General features: G+C 70.5%; 14 protein-coding genes. 3 read left to right on the top strand and 11 right to left on the bottom strand.

Annotated elements, in window-relative coordinates:
- Positions 1 to 29: 29 nt before the first annotated feature.
- Together AB1046_RS11760 and AB1046_RS11765 are read right to left on the bottom strand one after the other, a co-directional pair.
- A complete protein-coding gene (locus AB1046_RS11760) occupies positions 30 to 989 on the bottom strand; it encodes an ABC transporter permease (protein WP_369375669.1) in 960 nt (319 codons plus the stop codon).
- A 17-nt stretch (positions 990 to 1,006) separates the two neighbouring features.
- Positions 1,007 to 2,488 (bottom strand): sugar ABC transporter ATP-binding protein, encoded by a 1,482-nt coding sequence (locus tag AB1046_RS11765; RefSeq protein WP_369375483.1) that lies wholly within the window; start codon positions 2,486 to 2,488, stop codon positions 1,007 to 1,009.
- 198 nt (positions 2,489 to 2,686) lie between these two features.
- Between AB1046_RS11765 and AB1046_RS11770 the strand changes: the two genes are divergently transcribed.
- Complete coding sequence (locus tag AB1046_RS11770) at positions 2,687 to 3,808, top strand: ROK family protein (RefSeq protein WP_369375485.1); 1,122 nt, start codon at positions 2,687 to 2,689, stop codon at positions 3,806 to 3,808.
- 90 nt (positions 3,809 to 3,898) lie between these two features.
- On the opposite strand, the gene AB1046_RS11775 is transcribed toward AB1046_RS11770, so the two are convergent.
- Positions 3,899 to 6,898 (bottom strand): family 16 glycoside hydrolase, encoded by a 3,000-nt coding sequence (locus tag AB1046_RS11775; protein ID WP_369375487.1) that lies wholly within the window; start codon positions 6,896 to 6,898, stop codon positions 3,899 to 3,901.
- Between the two features lie 279 nt (positions 6,899 to 7,177).
- Positions 7,178 to 9,472 carry an NAD-dependent DNA ligase LigA gene (gene ligA / locus AB1046_RS11780; RefSeq protein ID WP_369375489.1) on the bottom strand — a complete coding sequence of 765 codons (2,295 nt, stop codon included), beginning with the start codon at positions 9,470 to 9,472 and terminating at the stop codon, positions 7,178 to 7,180.
- Between the two features lie 169 nt (positions 9,473 to 9,641).
- Between ligA and AB1046_RS11785 the strand changes: the two genes are divergently transcribed.
- Entirely contained in the window at positions 9,642 to 11,156 is a 1,515-nt protein-coding gene (locus tag AB1046_RS11785) for a flavin-containing monooxygenase (RefSeq protein ID WP_369375491.1), read from the top strand.
- A gap of 98 nt (positions 11,157 to 11,254) precedes the next feature.
- Here the strand turns inward: AB1046_RS11785 and AB1046_RS11790 are convergent, their stop codons facing one another.
- The 5 genes from AB1046_RS11790 to AB1046_RS11810 all read right to left on the bottom strand — a co-directional run bounded on the left by AB1046_RS11790 (position 11,255) and on the right by AB1046_RS11810 (position 15,656).
- Entirely contained in the window at positions 11,255 to 12,517 is a 1,263-nt protein-coding gene (locus AB1046_RS11790) for a cytochrome P450 (protein WP_369375493.1), read from the bottom strand.
- The gene (locus AB1046_RS11795; RefSeq protein ID WP_369375495.1) at positions 12,514 to 13,125 is read right to left on the bottom strand and encodes an ATP/GTP-binding protein; all 612 of its coding nucleotides are present in this window, start codon (positions 13,123 to 13,125) and stop codon (positions 12,514 to 12,516) included. Before AB1046_RS11795 ends, AB1046_RS11790 begins: the two co-directional genes overlap by 4 nt.
- On the bottom strand, positions 13,106 to 13,459 hold the full coding sequence (locus AB1046_RS11800) for a DUF742 domain-containing protein (protein WP_369375497.1): 354 nt from the start codon (positions 13,457 to 13,459) through the stop codon (positions 13,106 to 13,108). The genes AB1046_RS11795 and AB1046_RS11800 overlap by 20 nt, the downstream gene beginning before the upstream one ends.
- Before the next feature lie 110 nt (positions 13,460 to 13,569).
- Positions 13,570 to 13,983, bottom strand: a complete 414-nt coding sequence (locus AB1046_RS11805; protein WP_369375499.1) for a roadblock/LC7 domain-containing protein — start codon at positions 13,981 to 13,983, stop codon at positions 13,570 to 13,572.
- Positions 13,980 to 15,656 carry an ATP-binding protein gene (locus tag AB1046_RS11810; RefSeq protein ID WP_369375501.1) on the bottom strand — a complete coding sequence of 559 codons (1,677 nt, stop codon included), beginning with the start codon at positions 15,654 to 15,656 and terminating at the stop codon, positions 13,980 to 13,982. Before AB1046_RS11810 ends, AB1046_RS11805 begins: the two co-directional genes overlap by 4 nt.
- Positions 15,657 to 15,973: 317 nt before the next feature.
- On the opposite strand from AB1046_RS11810, the gene AB1046_RS11815 reads away from it, so the two are divergent.
- Positions 15,974 to 18,133, top strand: coding sequence for a prolyl oligopeptidase family protein (locus AB1046_RS11815; RefSeq protein WP_369375503.1), 2,160 nt, complete (start codon positions 15,974 to 15,976; stop codon positions 18,131 to 18,133).
- Positions 18,134 to 18,251: 118 nt separating this feature from the next.
- Here the strand turns inward: AB1046_RS11815 and AB1046_RS11820 are convergent, their stop codons facing one another.
- Together AB1046_RS11820 and AB1046_RS11825 are read right to left on the bottom strand one after the other, a co-directional pair.
- Positions 18,252 to 19,322: a hypothetical protein gene (locus AB1046_RS11820; RefSeq protein ID WP_369375505.1), complete on the bottom strand. Its 1,071-nt coding sequence runs from the start codon at positions 19,320 to 19,322 to the stop codon at positions 18,252 to 18,254.
- A gap of 162 nt (positions 19,323 to 19,484) precedes the next feature.
- The gene (locus tag AB1046_RS11825; RefSeq protein WP_369375507.1) at positions 19,485 to 20,522 is read right to left on the bottom strand and encodes a hypothetical protein; all 1,038 of its coding nucleotides are present in this window, start codon (positions 20,520 to 20,522) and stop codon (positions 19,485 to 19,487) included.
- Positions 20,523 to 20,526 lie beyond the last annotated feature (4 nt).

Below are 20,526 nucleotides of genomic sequence, written 5' to 3' on the forward strand. Positions count from 1 at the left end.
GGCGCCTGCACGACGAGGGGATGACGGGCTCACGTGCTCGTCGCTTTCTCGCGCGCTGCGAACCACTGCTGCAGCAGCACGGCGCCGACGATGATCGCGCCCTTGGCGATCGCCTGGACCGAGCTGTCGAGGTTGTTGATGACGAACACGTTGGTGAGCGTCGAGAAGATCAGGACACCAAGGACGGTGCCGGTGATGGTGCCGCGCCCGCCGGCCAGGAGGGTGCCACCGACGACGACCGCCGCGATGGTGTCCAGCTCCAGGAGTGTTCCGTGCGTGGAGGAGCCGGAGGTGGTTCTGGCCAGCAGGATCACGGCGCCGATGCCCGCCGTCAGGCCGGCGAGCCCGTACAGGTACAGGGTGTGCCGCTTGATCTTGATGCCCGCCAGGCGGGACGCCTCGGGATTGCCGCCGATGGCGACGGTCCGCCTCCCGAACGTCGTGCGGTTCAGCAGGAACCAGCCGACGGCGGCGACCACCACGAAGATCCACACGATCACGGGCACACCCAGCGGCCGGGCCTGGAACACGTCGAAGAACGGGTCCAGGTCGTCAAGGATCTGCGTGCGCCGCCCGGCGATGAGCTCGGCGAGGCCGCGGGCAGCGGCCAGCATCGCGAGAGTCGCCATGAACGCCGGCACCTTGCCGTACGCGATGATCGCGCCGTTGATGAGCCCGGCGACGAGCCCGACGGCCAGGGCGGTCAGCACGATGATCCACCAGCCGTAGTCCTGCGCCAGGTACTGGGTGGACAGGGTCGAGGCCCACACCGAGGCCAGGGCGAGCACCGCGCCGACGGACAGGTCGATACCGCCGGACATGATGACGAACGTCATGCCGATGCTCACCACACCGGTCACGGCCGCGAGGCTCAGGATCGTGGTGATGTTGCCGAAGCTCACGAACCGCTCGCCGCCGGTCACCACCCCGATGACGACGAGCAGGATGAGGGCGAACACGAGGCCACCCATCCGCAGGGCTGGGCCCATGAGGGCCGATCGTCCGCTCACGCGGCACTTCCTTCCATGACCAGGTCGAGCACGGCGTGCTCGTCGATGTCGTCGGCCGGGCCGTCGTGGACCGCCTTGCCGTCGGAGATGACCAGGACGCGGTCCGCGAGGCCGAGCACCTCGGGGATCTCGCTGGAGACCACGACCACGGCGGCGCCCTCGTCCGCCAGGCGGCGGATCAGGGCGTAGATCTCGGCGCGCGCGCCGACGTCGACGCCCCGCGTGGGCTCGTCGAGCAGCAGGACGCGGCAGCCGTGCACGAGCCAGCGCGCCAGCAGCGCCTTCTGCTGGTTGCCGCCGGACAGCGTGCGCGCATCGCGGTCCGCGGAGGCGGGCCGCAGGTCGAGGGCCTCGATCTGCTCGCGCGCAGCGGCGCGCTCGGCCCCCTCGTCGAGGAGTCCCCCACGTGCGAAGCGCGCGAAGGTGGACAGGGTGATGTTGCGGTACACGGGCTCGTCCAGGAGCAGGCCCTGGCTCTTGCGCTCCTCGGGGCACAGGCCCACACCCGCGGCGACCGCCGAGTGCACCCCGGACCCCAGCTTCTTGCCGCCCACCCGCACGGTGCCCGACGTCGCCCGCCGGGCGCCGTAGATCGTCTCCAGGATCTCTGAGCGGCCCGAGCCCACCAGGCCCGCCAGGCCGACGATCTCGCCGGCCCGGACCGTGAGGGAGACATCCGCGAAGACGTCCCCGAGCCGGAGGCCCTCGACCTCGAGCACCGGTGCCGCGGCTTCCGGGACACCCGGACGGTCGGGGAATGCGTACTCGACCGACCGGCCGGTCATGAGGTGGATCAGGTCCTTGGTCGGGGTGTCCGCCACGACGAGGCTCTCCGCGACCGTCCGGCCGTCCTTGAGCACGGTGATCCGGTCGCCGAGCTGCCGGATCTCCTCCAGCCGGTGCGAGATGTAGATGACCGCGACGCCGTCGGCGGTGAGCTCGCGCACGATGCGGTGGAGGTTGGCGACCTCCTCGGAGTCGAGCACGGCGGACGGCTCGTCCATGACGACGACGCGCGCGTCGCGCGACAGCGCCCGGGCCAGCGACACGATCTGCTTGCCCGCGGCGGCCAGCGAGCCGACCTCGCGATGTGCAGAGATCTCGGGGTGGCCGAGCCGCTTCAGGATCTCCCGCGTGTTCCGGGCCGCATCGGACCGGCGGGTGACACCGCCGGTGGCCAGCTCGTGCCCGAGGTAGATGTTCTCGGCGACCGTGAGGCCGTCGACGACGTCCAGCTCCTGGTAGATCGTCGCGATGCCGAGCTTGAGGGCCGCGACCGGATCCGAGATCGTCACCGGCTCGTCGTCGAGCAGCACCTCGCCCGCGGTGGGCTGGTGTGCTCCCGCCAGGATCTTGATCAGGGTGGACTTGCCCGCACCGTTCTGGCCCAGCAGGCAGTGCACCTCGCCAGGACGGACCTCAAGGTCCACACCGTCGAGCGCCCGCGCGCCAGGAAATTCCTTCACGATGCCGCGCATGCGCAGCAGTGATTGGGGCTGATCAGCCATTTGCTCAGCCCGCTGGGGGTCCGCTTCGACCATGTTACGAACTTAGAGTGACTTATGCCGACGGTCAAGCAAAAGTCGCAACTTTGATTTGCATGATTGACTAGAGACATGGTGGAAGTGGCACGGGAAGTGGTTCAACAGGCACCCAAGGTCTCCGGAGCCGGGGACATGTTCCAGCTCTTGCGCGATGGGCGGCCGCGCACGCGCGCCGATCTCGCGGCGGAGACCGGGCAGGCCCGGTCGACGGTCGCCGCGCGCATCGACCTGCTCATGGCCGCGGGGCTCATCGCCCCCGCGGGCGAGGCGACGTCGACCGGCGGGCGCCCGCCCGCGACCTTCGCGTTCGCACCATCGGCCCAGGTGGTGCTGGGTGTGGACCTCGGGGCGACCCACGCCCGCTTCGCCCTGACCGACCTCGCCTCCAACGTGCTGGCGCAGCGCGACCTGCCGCTCGCGATCACCGACGGGCCGGCCATCGTGCTCGACCAGGTGGCCGAGACCGGCGCCGAGCTGCTGCGCGAGGCCGGCCGATCCTCCGGTGAGCTCGCCGGCGTCGGCGTCGGGCTGCCCGGGCCCGTGGAGCACGCCACCGGCAAGCCGAACAACCCACCGATCATGCCCGGCTGGGACGACGCCGACGTGCCGGGCATCCTCGGTGCCCGGTTCGACGTCCCCGTGCTCGTGGACAACGACGTCAACATCATGGCCCTCGGCGAGCACCGCGCCGCCTGGCCCGGCGTCGCGGACCTCCTGTTCGTCAAGGTCGCCACCGGCATCGGCGCGGGAATCATCGCCGACGGCGCGCTGAGGCGCGGCGCGCAAGGTTCTGCGGGCGACATCGGGCACGTCGCCGTGCCCGGCGCCGGCGACATCGTGTGCCGGTGCGGCAACGTCGGCTGCCTGGAGGCGATCGCCAGCGGGCTGGCCGTGGCGAACGCGCTGCCCGGCGCGCACACGCCCGCCGACGTCGTAGCGCTGGTCCGGTCCGGCGACGTCGCCGCGAGCCAGGCGGTGCGGCAGGCCGGCCGGGACATCGGCGCCGTGCTCGCCACGAGCGTCAGCCTGCTCAACCCGTCGATGATCGTCATCGGCGGCATCCTGGCCGACGCCGGCGAGCACATAGTGGCCGGCATCCGCGAGGTGGTCTACCAGCGGTCCCTCCCCCTGGCGACGCAGCACCTGCGCATCGTCACCGCCCGGACCGGCGCGCAGGCAGGCGTCCTGGGCGCGAGCGCCATGGCGGTGGACCAGGCCCTCAGCTCGGAGGCAGTAGACCGCCTGGTCGGCTGACGACCGCCCGCGGCTCACCTCGGTCCGACCGGGACTGCGCCCCTGACTCGACGTACCTGGTGCGGCGAGTCAGGGGCGCAGTCCGTTGGGTCAGCTGTTGGTTGTCAGGTCTCGGACCCGGACGTCGCGGTAGTAGATCGTCTCCCCGCCTCCGTGGTTCTGGAGGCCCACGTAACCCTGGGCGAGGTCACGCGCGGGATCGGTGCTGACGAAGTCGTTCACTAGCACCCCGTTGAGGAGGACCTTGATGGTCTGCCCCACCACCCGGATCTCGTAGGAGTTCCACGAGCCCACCGGGTTCAGCGCCTGCTCGACGGCCGCCGGGTCCGCACCCTGGAAGGTGTAGATCGAACCGGTGGTGCGGTCGGGCTGGTCGCTGGCGTCGATCTGGATCTCGTAGCCCTGGTTGACGGCGACCCACGGGTCGGTCCCCGGGTTCGGGAACCCGACGAACACGCCACCGTTGTCGTCCTTCAGGAGCTTCCAGTCGAGCTTGAGGCTGTACTCCTGGAGCTCCTGGGCGGTGTACCAGAGCAGACCCATGCCGCCGGTGCTGCGGATCGAGCAGTCGCTCTGCCGGCCGAACGAGCCGGCCCCCGCCAGGCGCCAGTCGTCCAGGGAGGCAAGGGTGCCGTCGAACAGGGCCGCGTACCCCGGCTCGTACTCCTCCGGTACGCAGATGTCCGGCTCGTCGCCGACCGTGAGGACGTCGAAGTTGACGTTGCCGTCGTCGTCCGCGTCGTAGCGCAGCGTGATGGTGTTGACCCCTTCCCGCAGCTCCAGCGGCCGGGTGACGGTCGCCCACGTCTTCCAGTCGCCCGTGGACTCCAGCGCCCACGGCTCGACCTCCTCCCCGTTGACGAGCACCGATACCGACTTGGTGCCCGGCGCCGGGTTGGGGCCGTTGGAGTACCGCAGGTGCACCGGCTGGGCGCCGGCGCTGTCCGCCGTCGTCGTGAAGGTCACCGCGGCACCCACCTGGCCGAACCCGGCGACGAACCCGGAGCCCGAGTACCCGCTGTGCTCGGTGGCGACGTTCGCCGAGCCGGCGAGCGTCGCTGCCTCCGCCTCGTGGTACCCGCCGGCGGGAGCCGGGTAGCCCGGGATCGCGTTGAGCGTGTACCAGGCCTCGGTGTTCCACAGCTCCCGGTCCGCCGCGTCGGTGAACGGGCGCGGGCTGCGCAGGTGCACCACGCGGCCCGGCTCGAGCCCGTCCACGGTCAGCGTCACGCTCTTCCGGTCGGCGGACACCTCGGCGCCCGCGACGAACAGCGGCCGCTCGTCGATCTTCGGCCCGCCGTACGCGGGTGTGGGCACGTAGCGCCAGTGGTCCATGCGGAACGCCGCGTTCGGGTCCGCGGCGATCTTGGCGACCGTCTCGTCCGACAGCGGCTGCGTGTACTCGACCTCGAAGCCGGACTCGGTAGCTCGCATATTGATCATGTCGAAGGCGCTCTCGCCGTTCGGGGTGAGCTTCTGCAGGCCGTAGCGCAGCTTGCCCGGCTCGCTCCAGTTGCCGCCCTCACCGATGCCGCCCACGTACAGGGCGCCGTCAGGCCCGAGGAGGGTGCGGTTGACGCCCGCCTCGAGGCCGGCCGTGTGGCGGAACACCGCACCCTGGTACTCGCCGTCGACCTCCTCCAGGAACCCGCGCTGGAGGCCACCGTAGGTGACGTCACCGAACACGAGCTGGCCCGCGTACACGCCCTCCTCCAGCAGCACCGGCGCGCTCGGCGAGTTGCCGATCTCGTTCTGCGGCACCCACAGGGCCGGAGCGCTCACGCTCTGGTCGTCGAACGGGCCGTCCGGGTTGGTGTAGTGGTTGAAGAACTTGCCGTCCTCGACGTGCACCAGCTTGGAGCTCGGCAGCCAGGCACCCTGGTTGTCCATCACGAACATCTCGCCGTCCGGGCCCTTGACCATGCCGTTGGGCGTCCGCAGGCCGCCGGCCACGTACCCGACCTCGCCGGTCTCGCGGTTGACCTTGATGGCGGTGCCGCGGTTCGGCGCCGGCTGCGGGTCCGTGGTGGCGCCGCCGTTGTTGATGGCCACCGACAGGTTCACGTAGAAGTTCTCGTCGTCGTACAGCAGGCCGAAGGCGAACTCGTGGAAGTTGCCGCCGAAGGGCCACTCGGCCACCGTGGTGTGGGTGTCGTAGAAGCCGTCGCCGTCGGGGTCGGTGAGCTCGGTCAGGCGGTCGCGCTCGGAGACGTAGATCGACTCCCCGATCACGGCGACGCCCATCGGGTTGAACAGGTCGGTGGCGACCCGCTCGTACGTGACCTGGTCGGCCGAGGTCTCGCCAGTCACGTTGTCCAGCAGGAAGACCTCGCCGGGCTCCGGGTCCTCGACCCAGCCGCCGGGGCTCACCGAGCCGGACGTGACCACGGCGAGGCGCTCGTCGTCGGTCCAGCCGAGGCCGGAGACCATGGGCTCGAAGCCCTCGGGACGCAGGTCCGTGAGCGTGTAGCCGGGGTAGACGGAGTCGAGGCGCATACCGTCGCCCGCCGACTCGTCCTGGCCCTCGCAGTACTTGGTGCCGGGGGCAGTCACGCGCACGACGCCGGCCTCGGTGCTCAGGACGGACGTCGGCACGACGGCGAACTCCGCGGCACCCGGCGGCCGCCACTCGAGCCGCAGCACGTTGTCGCCGCCGTTCTCGAAGTACTCCAGGCGCAGGTCGTGGAACCCGGCGGTCAGCGCCACCGTGCCGTCCTTGGGCTCCGCCCCGTGCAGGCCGTCGTGGTCGATGACAACGGCGTCGTCGATCACGAGGCGCGACCCGTCGTCGCTGGTGACCCGGAACTCGTAGTTGCCGTCCGCCGGGACGTTCAGGTTGGCCAGCGCGTGCGCGATGAAGCGCTCGCTCATGCCGAAGTCGGCGTCCGTCGTGTAGTCGATGGTGGGCTTGAGCTGGTCGACGTTCGGCGTCTGGCCCGAACGGAGGGTGCAGAGCTCGCTGAGATCGCGAGCCAGGTCGTAGGTGCGGAGGGTGACGCCTGGTTCCTGGGGCGGCAGATCGTCGACGGCGGTCGCGGTCGCACCGGTGGCGGTGGCCGCCCCCGCCAGCATCGCCGCTGCCAGTGCCACGGCAGTCGCGCCTGCGGCTGCCTGTCTCGCGCGGGGTTTGGTTCCACGTTGGCGCATGAGCTCTCCTCGGTCGGCGTTGACCTTGCGGCTAGCAACCTACGAGGGCTTTTGTCGACAGTCAAGCAAAAGTTGTCAGTTGGTCAACGTTACGACACGAGGTGAACTAATGGGTGAAGTCGGGCACGACGCCGAGGCGCACGATCCCGGCTTCATGACTTGCGGGTGCAAGGGACCGAAGTCGGCCACCGAGGAGCCGGGCCTTGAGAGAAGCGGCGCTGCTCACAGCGCCTCGGGGCCGCCCTCCAGCAGCAGCTTGAAGCCGTCCTCGTCCAGGACAGGGATCTCCAGCGCCTCGGCCTTGGCCGCCTTGGTCCCGGCGTTCTCCCCGACCACCACGTAGTCCGTCTTCTTCGAGACCGATCCGGCGGACTTGCCGCCCGCGGCGAGGATCGCCTCCTTGGCGCCGTCGCGCGTGAAGTCCACCAGCCCACCGGTCACCACGACGGTCAGGCCTGCCAGCGGGCCGGTCGGCCCGGTGTCGGCCTCGGCCATGGCGGCAGGGCCGGGGTGGCCCGGGGTGGCGAGCTGGACGCCCGCCGCGCGCCACGCCGTGAGGATCCCCTGGTGCCACTCCACCGCGAGCCACGCCTTGATCTCGGCGGCGATCACGGGGCCCACGCCCTCGACGGCAGCCAGCTCAGCCTCCGACGCCGCCTCGATCGCGTCCACCGAGCCGAACCAGCCCGCGAGCGCCCGCGCGGCCACCGGGCCGACGTGCCGGATGTTCAGCGAGACGAGCATGCGCCACAGGTCTTTGGTCTTGGCGCGTTCGAGCTCGTCGAGCAGCTTGGTCGCGTTGGCCGACGGCGCCCACTCCGGCAGGATCTCGCCTGACTCCTCTGCGGCGGCGCGCTGCGCCTTGCCGTAGGACAGCTTGCGCCGGAACGGGGCACGACGGCGCACCACGCCGTCGTCGTCCATCTTGGGCAGGCCGGTCTCCGCGTCGCGTACGACTGCCTCGATGGGGAGCAGCTGGTCGAGCGTGAGCGAGAAGAGCTCGGCCTCCGTGACCAGGGGCGGCGTGTCCGGCACGTCGGGCTGCGTGAGCGCGGCGGCGGTGACCTCGCCGAGCGCCTCGATGTCCAGGCCGCCGCGGGAGCCGATGTGCTCGACCCGTCCGCGCACCTGCGCGGGGCAGGACTCGGCGTTGGGGCACCGGAGGTCGACGTCGGCCTCCTTCATGGGGCGCAGGGGCGTGCCGCACTCCGGGCAGTTCGCGGGCATGACGAAGTCCTCGCGCGGGTAGCCGTCGCCGGCCAGCGCGGCCACCGGCCCGAGGATCTCGGGGATGACGTCGCCTGCCTTGCGCAGCACCACCACGTCGCCGATGCGCACGCCCTTGGCGCGGACCACGTCCTGGTTGTGCAGGGTCGCCTGCCGCACCGTGGAGCCGGCGACCTTGACGGGCTCCATGACGGCGTACGGGGTGGCCCGGCCGGTGCGGCCCACGCCGATCTGGATGGCCAACAGCCGGGTGTTGACCTCCTCAGGCGGGTACTTGAAGGCGATGGCCCAGCGCGGCGCACGGCTGGTCGAACCCAGCTTGCGCTGCTGCTCCAGGGCGTCGACCTTGAGGACTATGCCGTCGAGCTCGTGCTCGATGTCGTGCCGGTGCTCGCGGAAGTACTCGATCATCTCGAGCGCCTCGTCCAGGCCTGGCACCACCCGGTTGTGCGGGGACACGGGGATGCCCCACTGCTCGAAGTGCGTGTATGCGTCGGACTGCCGCTCCAGCTCCGTGTGCTCACCGGCCTGCCACTGCAGGGCGCCGACACCGTGGGCGTACATGCGCAGGTTGCGGCGCGCGGTGACCGTCGGGTCCTTCTGGCGCAGCGAGCCGGCGGCCGTGTTGCGGGGGTTGGCGTACGGGTCCGAGCCGGCCGCGACCAGCTTCTCGTTCAGCACGGCGAAGTCGGCGGTGGCCATGAAGACCTCGCCGCGCACCTCGATGAGGTCGGGGTGATCGGCGCTCTCCCCGGCAAGGCGCTTCGGGATGGTGCCGATGGTGCGCACGTTGGCCGTCACGTCCTCGCCCGCGCGCCCGTCACCACGGGTAACGCCCCGGACCAGCTCGCCCTTCTCGTACACCAGGGAGATCGCCAGGCCGTCGATCTTGACCTCGCACAGCAGGCCCGGTTGCTCGGTGCCGAGGGTGCGGTGCACCTTGTCCGCCCAGTCCGCCAGCTCGTCGGTGCTGAAGGCGTTGTCGAGCGAGAGCATGCGCTCGATGTGCTCGACGGTGGCGAACCCGGCCGTCGCCGCGCCACCGACGCTCTGCGTGGGCGACTCCGGCGTCACGAGACCGGGGTGCGCCGCCTCGAGCTCCTCCAGCTCGCGCAGGCGCACGTCGTAGTCGGCGTCCGACGAAACGGGCGCGTCGTTCTCGTAGTACGCCCGCCGATCCTCCTCGATCCCGGCGACCAGATCGGCCCACCGGCGCTGCGCCGCGGCCTCGTCGTCGGTAGGTTCGGTGGCTCCCGGGATGCCTGTCGTCTCACTCACAGACACAATCATGGACTGAACCACTGACATCCGGGCGGGTAGCCGTTCGTGCCGGTATCAAAAGGTCTGCCGACCTGGGCATTCGCTCCGATCGGCCCCTATCGCACACCGGTTGCGTCCCGCTACCATTCGAGAAAATTGCCAGGAATCTAACCAGGAATCTACTGAGAGCAGGGGCCCCTTGAAGATCGCCGTCGTCGGTGCCGGTTTCGCAGGACTGGCTACCGCGAAGATACTCCGCGAGTTCGAGCACGACGTCACCGTCTTCGAGAAGGCGCCCGACGTCGGTGGGGTGTGGAGCGCGACCCGCCGCTACAGCGGTCTGCGGACGCAGAACAACAAGGACTCGTACGCCTTCTCGGACCTTCCGATGCCGCGGGACTACCCCGAGTGGCCCACCGGCGAGCAGGTCCAGGCCTACCTGGAGCGGTACGTGGCGAAGTTCGAGCTGCGCCCGTACCTGCGGCTAGCCACCGAGGTGGTCCGCGCCGAGCTGACCGACGCCGAGGACGGCTGGATGATCACCGCCCGCCGGATCGGCGCCCCCGTCTCGGCACCCGAGCGGTTCGACCACCTGGTGGTCGCCAACGGAGTCTTCTCCGACCCCGTCTTCCCGCAGTACGAGGGCTACGCCAACCTGGTCCGCGCCGGCGGCAAGCTCGTCGCCTCCAGCCAGCTCAACAACCTGGAGGACGCCCGCGACAAGAACGTCGTGGTGGTCGGGTACGGCAAGTCGGCGTGCGACGTCGCCGCCGAGATCGGCCCGGTCGCCAAGTCCACCACTGTCGTGGCCCGGCACCTGCTGTGGAAGATGCCCAAGCGCATCGCCAACGTCCTCAACATGAAGTACCTGCTGCTGTCCCGCCTCGGCGAGGCCCTGTTCCGCTATCAGGAGCTGTCCGGCGGCATGGAGAAGTTCCTGCACGGCCGCGGCGACAAGGTGCGCGCGTCGATGCTGGAGAGCATCGGCTCGGTCGCCACCTGGCAGCTCAAGCTCAAGAAGGTCGACCTGGTGCCGCACGGCGAGTTCGCCGACATCGCCAACAGCCAGGTGTCGCTCTCCACGGACGGGTTCTACGAGCAGGTCGTCGACGGCACCATCGCCGTCCACCGGGATGCCGAGATCGAGCGGTTCGAGGTCGACGGGGACCAGCCGGTGGCGGTGCTCAGCGACGGCGCACGGATCCCCACCGACCTCGTCGTCTGCGGCACGGGATTCCACCAGCGGGTGCCGTTCCTCGACGACACGATCGCCGCCCGCCTGGTGGACGAGCAGGGCAACTACCGGCTCTACCGCCAGATCCTGCCGGACGGTGTGCCGAACCTGACGTTCTCCGGCTACAACTCGTCGTTCTTCTCGCCGCTGTCCGCCGAGGCGGGAGCGATCTGGATCGCCGCGTACCTGGCCGGCGCGCTCGAGCTGCCCGCGATCGAGGAGCGGCGCAAGCACGTGGCCGAGCGGGTGGCCTGGATGGAGGAGCGCACGGGCGGCAAACACGCCCGGGGCACCAACGTCATCCCGTTCTCGATGCACCAGATCGACGAGACGCTCGACGAGGCCGGCGTGAACATCAGCCAGGGCGCCAAGGTCGTGCAGTGGCTCCTGCCGATCGATCCGTCGGTCTACAAGAACGTGGTGCCGCAGCTCAAGGAGCGGATCGGCCTGGGGAACACCAAGGAGCGAGTCGGCTCCTGACGCTCGTCAGCTGACAAGCACTGCGGGGCCCGGCCGAGAGATCGGCCGGGCCCCGCAGTACGTGTGACGACGGTCAGCGGCAGTACGTGTCACGACGGTCAGCGCTGGACCCGCGGGCCGCCCTCGGTGGGCGGCGAGGTGAACCGGACCGGCAGGCTGCGCGGATAGCGCGACCACGGGGAGACCGACATCTTGATCGAGTCCGCGGAGACCGTCAGCTCCATGTCGAGGATCCGGCGCAGCAGGGTGTCGACGGCGATCCGGCCGATCAGCGGGCCGATCCGGTGGGCGGGGCACGCGTGCGCGCCGGCGCCCCAGGTGAGGTGGAACCGGCTGCCCAGCTCCTCCCAGGGGTCGTCCGTGCGGATGGCCCGGTCCGCGTTCGCGGCCGCGACGGCGGGGACCAGCGCGTCGCCGACGGCGATCCGGCGGCCACCCAGCTCGCAGTCCTGCCGGGCGAACCGCGGCAGCACGTGCGGCGCCGGCGGGTTGCGCCGCGACACCTCGTCCAGCGCGTCGTCCAGGTCGAGGCGACCACGGCGCACGCGGGCGGCGAACGCCGGGTCGGTCAGGATCATGTGCAGCGTGCTGGCGATCCACGCGATCTCGGCGTCGTGCCCCAGGCTGAACATCACACCGAGCGCGGCCATCACCTCGACGTCGTTCTCGTGGTTGGGATGGTTCACCAGGGCCGTGGTCAGGTCCTCGCCCGGCTCGGCCCGGTGCGTCGCCACGAGGACCGCGACCAGCGCCTCCTGCTCGACGGCGGCCGCGCGCGCCTTGTCCCTGCCCGCGTACAGCGCCTCGGTGAGGTCGTGCATCTTGTTTCCGTCGGACAGACTCATGCCGAACAGCTCGGTCATGACCATCACGGAGACCGCTACCGCGTACTCGCTCACGAGGTCCGCCTCGCCGCGCGGCATCAGGCGGTCGATGACTGCCTCGCACGTCACCGCGACAGTGCGGGCCAGGCGCTTCTCGTCGACCGAGCCCAGGGCGTCGTCGATCGGGGCGCGCAGCCGGCGCTGTTGCATGCCGTCGAGGTAGTACGCGCTCTCCCGCGGCGCCAGGGCGGCGAACACCCCGGAGTCCGCGGGCAGGGACCGCTCCTGGACGTACCGCCAGTTGCGCGAGTTGCGCGAGAACAGCAGCTCGTTGCGCATCACGCTGCTCGCCTCGTCGTACCCGAGCACGAGCCAGGCGGGCACCCCCGGTTCCAGGTCCATCGGGGCCACCGGACCCCACTCGTCGCGCAGCCGCTCGTAGAGCTTGTGCGGGTCCCGGGCCTTCGTGATGTCCGACAGCGGCATCCGGTCAGGGATGTCCTCCAGCCGCAGGTGCACCCTGTTGGCCAGGGTCACGCGTTGACCTTCTGGAACACGGGGAAGGTCATCGCGTGCTCGACGAGGGTGATCAGGGTCAGGACGGAGGACGCCCGGTCCCGGGCGTCACATTCGACGATGGGGGTCTCGGGCAGCAGGTCCAGCGCCGCCCGAACACGTTCGAGCGGGTAGTCCGGTGAGTCCGGGAACTGGTTGACGACCACGGCGAACGGGATCCGGGTGCGCAGCTCGAGCTGGTCCAGGACCTCGAAGCTGTCCTCGAGGTGCCGGGTGTCGATCATGACCAGGGCGCCCACGGCGCCGTCGGCCAGCCCGGCCCAGAGATCCCAGAACCGGCGCTGACCCGGGGTGCCGAAGAGGTACAGGGCGATGTCCTCGGTCACGGTGATGCGACCGAAGTCCATCGCGACCGTGGTCGTCTCCTTGTTCGGCTGCCCCGGGTCGATGCCCACGCTCGCCTTTGTGATGCGCTCCTCGGTGCGCAGCGGGTCGATCTCGCTGACCGCACCGATCAGCGTTGTCTTGCCCACCCCGAAGGCACCCACGACCAGGATCTTGACCGACCGTGCAACGGTCGGCGCCAGGTGCTGTCCGGGCACCGTAGGGTCAGAGCTTGCGGAGTCCATCGAGAATCTTCTCCAGGATGTCCTTGCCGGGCAGGACGTGCGTCTGATGGTTGGAACGGATCGTCAGATTTCCCGTGTCGACCAGGTCCGAGACCATGACCGCCACAAGGCTTACCGGTAGCTGCAGGTACGCCGCCACCTCTGCGAGAGCGAGCGTGCCGCGGCACAGCTGCACCAGCTCCCGCTCCAGCCGGCCTACCGTCGAGAGCACTGGCCGGCTCTCGACGGCGCGCACCAGAGTCTCGGGTCGCAGAGTGTTTCGAGACGGGTGCGCACGCCCTGAGGTGAGCACGTACGAGCGCACCGGGTGATCGCGGTACTCCTCGGTTTCCATCCCCTCGCCCCCTGTCGGTCGGTCAGGTATCGGTCGAGCTGGTGGTGCCTGAAACTCTCGAGCCCGGCCGGGCTCGGCTACTGCTTTCCGTGCTGGAGTCCGAGGCGGGGTCAGGTGTTGATCCGCTCCGTGCCCAGCGTGCGCTCCCCGATCATGAGGACCTGGGCCTGCATCTGCTGTGCGATCAGGGCCGGGTCGATCACCGTCTCGGTGATGACCGCAAGGCGGGAGCCGTCGCCGGCCCCGCGAACAAACAGGAACCCGCCGTCGAACTCCACCATGACCTGGCGAATCGTGTCGCTGTTCCCGAACTCCCTGCTCATTCCGATCCCCAGTGCCGCTAGTCCGGCACACGCCGCGGCCACCTTGTCGGCCACGTCGAGCGGGGTCTGGTCAGTCCGAACTTTCATCAGCCCGTCCGAGGTGAGCACCACTACATGCCTGACCCCCCGTACACCACTGATGAGCTCGAGCATCCAGCTGTTGCCGTCGGTGCTCGTCATGCCGTCGGCCTGCGTAGTCATCGGTCCTCCGAAGTTCCGTCGGCTCCAGCCGACGGTTCGCTGCTGTCTGGTGAGTCCCCGAACCGCGCCTCGCTCGAGCTGAAGAAGGCGCCCATCCACTCACCGGCTTCTTCGGCCGACTGAGTGGGAGCGGGAGCTTCGGTACGGGGCTCCCTGCTCTTCTCGGTCCGGCCGTCGGGCAGGTCTGCCTCTCCACGGCGTGATCGCCGCTGCGGGAGCGCAGACGGCTCGAGGAACTCGTCGTCCTCCGGGCGGGCTCGCCCAGGACGCAGGGGCAGCTCGCCAGGAGCCTGAACGGTGGCACCGGCCACGGGCGTCTCCTCCTCGTCGTCGACCACCACACCGGGCGCGCTCAGCGGCTCGACGGGGACCACGGTCGCAGGGTCGGGCGCCGCGGGAGCGGGCCACTCGTCGTCCTCGGCGGGCTTCGCGGTGGGCAGCTCGGGTGCGAGCGGCGCATCGACGACGGCGGTGGCGCTGCGGCTGGATGCGAGCGCCGAGACCCCGGTGGACGGGACCGCAGCGCTGGGCAGGGTCGCCGTCGGCGTGAGCATGCCCGACGGCACGACGGCCTCGGTGAGCTCTGCCGGGATCATCACGATGGCGCGCAGCCCGCCGTACACCGACTCGGTGACGTCCACGCGGAAGCCGTGGCGGCGGGCGTAGGTGCCGACCACGGCGAGGCCGGTCTGCGGGATCTCGCCCAGCTCGGTGATGCTGATCTCGCGCTTGCCGGAGGCGATGTCGCGCGCCTGCTCAAGCTGCTTGAGGTCGAGGCCGACGCCGCAGTCGTCGATCTCGACGACGGCACCACGTTGCACCTGCCGCAGGGCCACCAGCACCTGTGTGGTGGGTGGCGAGGACTGCGTGGCGTTGGACAGCAGCTCGGCCACGAGGTGGATGAGCGGTTCGACGATGCGCGCCGAGACGGCGACGCCGGGGTCACCCGACACCTCGACCCGGTGGAACGCAGTGATGCGGCTGGCGGCGCCCTTGACGACGTCGGGCAGCGGGAGCGGCTCGCTCCACTGCTGGCCGGGCCACTCGCCGCACAGCGCCGCGAGGCTCTGCGCCTGGCGGGCCTGCTGAGCGGCGGCGTGGTCCACGCGCATGGAGGTCTGCAGGATGTCCGGGTCGGTGGGGTGGCGCTGCACCATGCGCGCCGCCTCCTCCTGGATGCGGTGCGCGGCGGCCTGGACCTTGCGACTCAGGGCGACCACCGCGACCTGGACGGCGTCGCGACGCGCGACGCGCTCCTCCTGCACCCGGGCGAGCATCCCGGCGGCCTCGTCGAGACGGGCCTGTGCGCGGGCGTCACCCGGCAGGTGCGGGAGCGGGGGCGCGGGCTCGCTGTCGAGGAACGCGGGCAGCTGCTCCTTCGCCAGGGCGTCGAGGGCCGCAAAGGAAGCCTCGGCGCGCTCCTCGGCCCGGCGGTGGGCGAGGACCAGGTCCTCGTGCGCGGCGAGGTCGTCCCGTGAGGACCGCGCGGCGATCAGCGCGGCCGCGATCGCGAGCCCGACGGCGGCGATGCCGACGAGCCATGCGGGCCACGTGGAGGAGGCTCCGGTAGCGGTGAACAGGACGGGTGACACGAACACGTAGGCAAGTACGCCGGCGACGCACACCCAGGGTGCGACCTGACGCAGCCGGCTAGGCGGAGGAGCAGAAGACATCGAGCTCACCGAGCCGATCCCCCTAAGAGTTGTCTCGTCAGAGTTTGGGGACACACGGCTGATGCCGCCGTCTGCTCCACGAACTCGGCTGAAGAGGGCGAACAACCCCCTGGAGTGCAGTTTCTACCATAGTGCGCACCGGGCGTGGAAGGGCACAGCAGTGGTGCGGGCGCCGAAAATAAGTGCCAGTGACGAATGTGGAGAGCACGAACACCGGAAACACCCCAAATCCTTCCAAACCGGGCAGGCGCAATTTGGGTCGGGGTGCGCACCCCACCGGCAGCGGGCGTCCTGATCGGCCGCGTAGGGTGCTTCCCATGAGCGTCGAGCACACCCAGACCACCCCCCGACCCGCTCTCCCGGACACCCCCCTCGACCCCGCCGCGGCCGACCCGTTCGGCTGGCTCGAGGACGTCGAGGGCACCGACGCCCTGGACTGGGTGCGGGAGCGCAACGCGCACAGCGCGGCCGCTCTCGGCGGCCCGGCCTTCGCCGCTACCGAGCAAGCGGTGCGCGAGGTCCTGGACTCCGACGACAAGATCCCGCACGTCTCCAAGGTCGGGGAGCACTACTACAACTTCTGGCAGGACGCCGAGCACGAGCGCGGCCTGTGGCGCCGCACCAGCCTCGACTCCTACCGGACCGACGACCCCGAGTGGGAGACCGTCCTCGACCTCGACGCCCTCGCCGAGCAGGAGGGCGAGAGCTGGGTCTGGCACGGCGCGAGCGTCCTGCGCCCGACGCCGGAGCAGCTCGCCGCCGGCGAACCCCGCCGGCACGCGCTGGTCGACCTGTCCCCCGGCGGCTCCGACTCCGACGTGACGCGCGAGTTCGACCTGGTCACCAAGCAGTTCGTGGCCGAGAGCGACGGCGGGTTCGCCCGCGCGCAGGCCAAGGGCGGCCTGTCCTGGATCGACGCCGACAGCGTCTACGTGTTCACGGACTTCGGCGCGGGCACCGTCTCGTCGTCGGGCTATCCCCTGCAGGTGAAGCTGTGGCGCCGCGATACACCCCTGGCCGAGGCGACCCTCGTCTACGAGGGCACCGAGCAGGACATGTACATCAGCGCCTCCCGCTCGCGCACCCCGGGCTTCGAGCGCGACCTGGTGCAGCGTGCGCTTCGGTTCTACGCGAACGAGACCTACCTGGCCACGGGCGTGGGCACGCCGGACCAGACGCTCACGAAGATCGACGTGCCGGACTCGGCGAACGTCGGCCTGCACCGCGAGTGGATGCTGGTACGGCTGCGCGACGACTGGGAGCTCGGCCGCACGACCTACCGCGCCGGGTCCCTGCTCGCCACCGGTTTCGACGACTTCATGGCCGGGTCCCGCGACCTGACGGTCCTCTTCGAGCCGACGCCGACGACGTCGCTCGCCGGGATCACCTGGACGCGGCACCACCTGGTGGTCAACGTGCTCGACGACGTGAAGAACCTGCTGCACGTGCTGACCCCGCCGACCGCGCTGGCCGGCGAGTGGGTCCGCTCCGAGCTCCCCGTGGGCGGCGAGCTGCTCACGGTCGGCGTCGGCGCGGTGGACGTCGTCGACTCCGACGACGTCTGGGTGGTCACCACCGGGTACCTGACGCCGTCGACCCTGGGACGCACCACCGTTGCGGGCCCCGGCGAGACGGCGGCGGCTCCCGAGGTGCTCAAGTCCGCGCCCTCCTACTTCGAGGCGGCCGGGCTGGAGGTGCGCCAGCAGTTCACGGAGTCGGACGACGGCACGCGCGTGCCGTACTTCGTCGTCGGACGGTCGGACCTCGTCTCCGGCCAGGCCGGACCCGCGCCGACCTTGCTGTGGGGCTACGGCGGGTTCGAGCACGCGATCCTGCCCGGGTACTCCGGCACGATCGGCCGCGCCTGGCTGGACCGCGGCGGGGTGTACGCCGTGGCGAACATCCGCGGCGGCGGCGAGTACGGGCCGGCCTGGCACCAGGCCGCGCTGAAGGCGAACCGGCACAAGGCGTACGAGGACTTCGCCGCCGTCGCGCGCGACCTCGTCGCCCGGGGCATCACCGTGCCGGAGCGGCTCGGGATGGAGGGTCGCTCCAACGGCGGGCTGCTCGCCGGCAACATGCTGACGCAGTACCCGGAGCTCTTCGGCGCGATCATCGTGGGTGTGCCGCTGCTGGACATGAAGAGGTACTCGCACCTGCTAGCGGGCGCGTCCTGGATGGCGGAGTACGGCGACCCGGACACGGACGAGTGGGAGTTCCTCAAGAAGTACTCGCCGTATCACCTGTTCGACGCGGCACGGGAGTACCCGCCGGTGCTGTTCACGACGTCGACCAAGGACGACCGGGTGCACCCCGGCCACGCCCGCAAGATGGCGGCGCTCATGCTGGCCGCGGGCAAGGACGTGACGTACTACGAGAACATCGAGGGCGGCCACGGCGGCGCGGCGAACAACGCCCAGGCGGCGTACATGGCGGCAACCCACTGGACCTTCCTCTGGACCCGCCTGGCGGGCTGACACCCAAACCACGCGACTGACTCGCCGAGGCTCGGTGGGCGAGTCAGTGGGGTGGTCCGGCCATCTCACTGACTCGTGGAATTCTTGGGGTTGAGTCAGTGGGGTGGTTCGGCCTGGGTCACTTCTCGTGCTGTCGACGGCGGTCGACGAATACCTGGCGCATGAGAAGGTCGAGCCGCTCCGGGTCGATCACGTCGTCCCATGCCAGGTCGACGATCCACCAGCCCTCTTCCATGAGCGCCTGAGCCCGTGCAGATTGGTCCTGTCGCCGCACGTCCGGGTCGCCGAAGGAACCGCCCGACAGCTTCACGGCGCCGTTGAACTCGAAGCCGATCTTGAGATCCGACCACCCGATGTCGACCCAGTAGACACCACGCCGCGTCGGCACGCGGACCTGGGTCTCCGGTTGCTGGGGCCGCAGGCTGCGGGCCCCCTGATACGCCAGCGCCTCGCCCGGCGAGGCACACCCAGGCTCGACGGCTGCGACCACCTCACGCGCCTTGACGATGCCGCGTGTGCCACCCATCTCGTCGAGGATCTCTCCGACCACCGCGGGGTCCGCGCCGAGGCGAAACGCCGATGTCGCCACCACGACACCACCGTCGAACGACAGCAGACGCGCACAGTCCACGACGGTCCGTTCCAGCGCGGTGACGGGGATCCCGTCGACGACCGCGCGGTCTCGCTCGGTCAGGGTCGTCCAGTGCTTGCGCACATCATCCCCCGTCTCGATGGCGGTGTGCGGCTTGACGCGATACGTGACGTGCACCGTCGAGGAAGCGCGATAGAGCCAGCAGCGGTGCAGGAGTGCCGCCGTCGTATGGCTGAACCACAGGTCCGCGCTCGACACGTCCACAACCCCGCGAACGCCGCGCATCACCGTCACCTCCGCGTCCTTGCTCGCGCGCCCGGACCTCGTGAACGGACGCAGGTAGACGCCGCGGCGCAGCCGGTCGATCTTGCCGGCGCGAGCCTCCTCGGCCAGCTTTCTCCGCTCGTCCCGCCGGTAGAGCACCGCCCTGGGAACGGTTGGGATGTCCGAGCGGTCCGCCGAGTACATCCGCGCGGTGGGGTCAGCCCCGTCTCGCCGGGCCTGCTGCCACCGGGCTATACGCCGCAGATTGCCGGCGTAGTCAGGTTTACACGTCACCTGACAATGTTGTCGGTAAGTTGGCTCAAAGATCGGCATCACAGCTTCGGGCTGTGGAAAACTCTCCAACCAATATCAAGACGCCATCCGTAACCACACCACTGACTCAGCGCATGGCGGCCGTCGAGTCAGTGGCATGGTCCGACCACCTCACTGACTCGGCGAAGTTTGGGGGCGAGTCAGTGGCGTGGTGTTGAGACGTTACGCCTCTGCCTTTTCCGCCAGGGTTTCCGCTACTCGGCCCAGGTTGGACAGCTCCGCGCGGTGGGTGTCGGTCGATCCGAGTAGCTTCCGCGGGGCCGCCAGCAGCGTCACCTCCGCGAGCTGGGCCGCGGGCAGGCCGATCCGGCGCCACGGCACGCTCACCAGGTCCGCGAGCTCGCCGACGGCCGGCCCGGCGCACTGCGAGACCCGCACCGGCGGCAGACCCGCCCACAGCCCGGTGCCACGCTCCGTCGCGCGGGCTACCAGCTCCCAGGCCTTCTCGTTCCAGCCGCCGGGCCCGACGTCGGCCAGGTCCAGCCCCAGCGCGTCCGCACCGGCGAGGACAACGGGCGGCACGCCCACCCACGTGCTCCCGAGGTGCACCACCGAGCGCGCACCCGCGCCCTTGACCGCCGTGAGCACCGGCTCCAGGCCCTCGACGATCGCGGGCCCGTCCACCGCCCGCAGCCGCGAGAAACCCGAGAACGTCGGCAGTACACCCGCGTGCACCTGGCCGAGCAGCGGCTCGGCGAGCTGCACGGTCACCTCGGCGCCGGGCACCTGGGCCAGCAGGTCCGCCACCAGCGTGCCGACGCTCTCGGCGAGCGCCAGACCCAGGTCGCGCCGGGCGCCGGCGTCGGCCAGGACCCGGTCCCCGCGGGCCGACCACAGCTGGGCCGCCAGCGTCCACGGCCCCAGCAGCTCCACCGTGAGCGGGCCCGCGTGGCCGTGCGCCGCGATGGCGAGCGCGCCGAGGTCCTCGCGCCAGAACGCCTCGGCCCGCCGTGCGTCCGCGCCGGGGCGCTCGGTGAGCTTCCAGCCGTGCGGGCCCAGCTCGACGGGCATCTCGGTCAGGAGCACCGCCGTCCGCCCGAGGGCGTCGGCGCCCGGGCCACGCTGGGGCAGCTGCGTCAGGAAGGGCACCGGGTCGACCCCCGTGGGCAGCTCGGCGAGCTCGCCGAGCGCGGTCTGCTGCGCCTCGAGCACGTCGCGCTCGCCACCGGGCCACGGTCCGTGCCCGCTCACAGCAGTCATCGTT

Source organism: Promicromonospora sp. Populi, assembly GCF_041081105.1.
Lineage (GTDB): Bacteria > Actinomycetota > Actinomycetes > Actinomycetales > Cellulomonadaceae > Promicromonospora.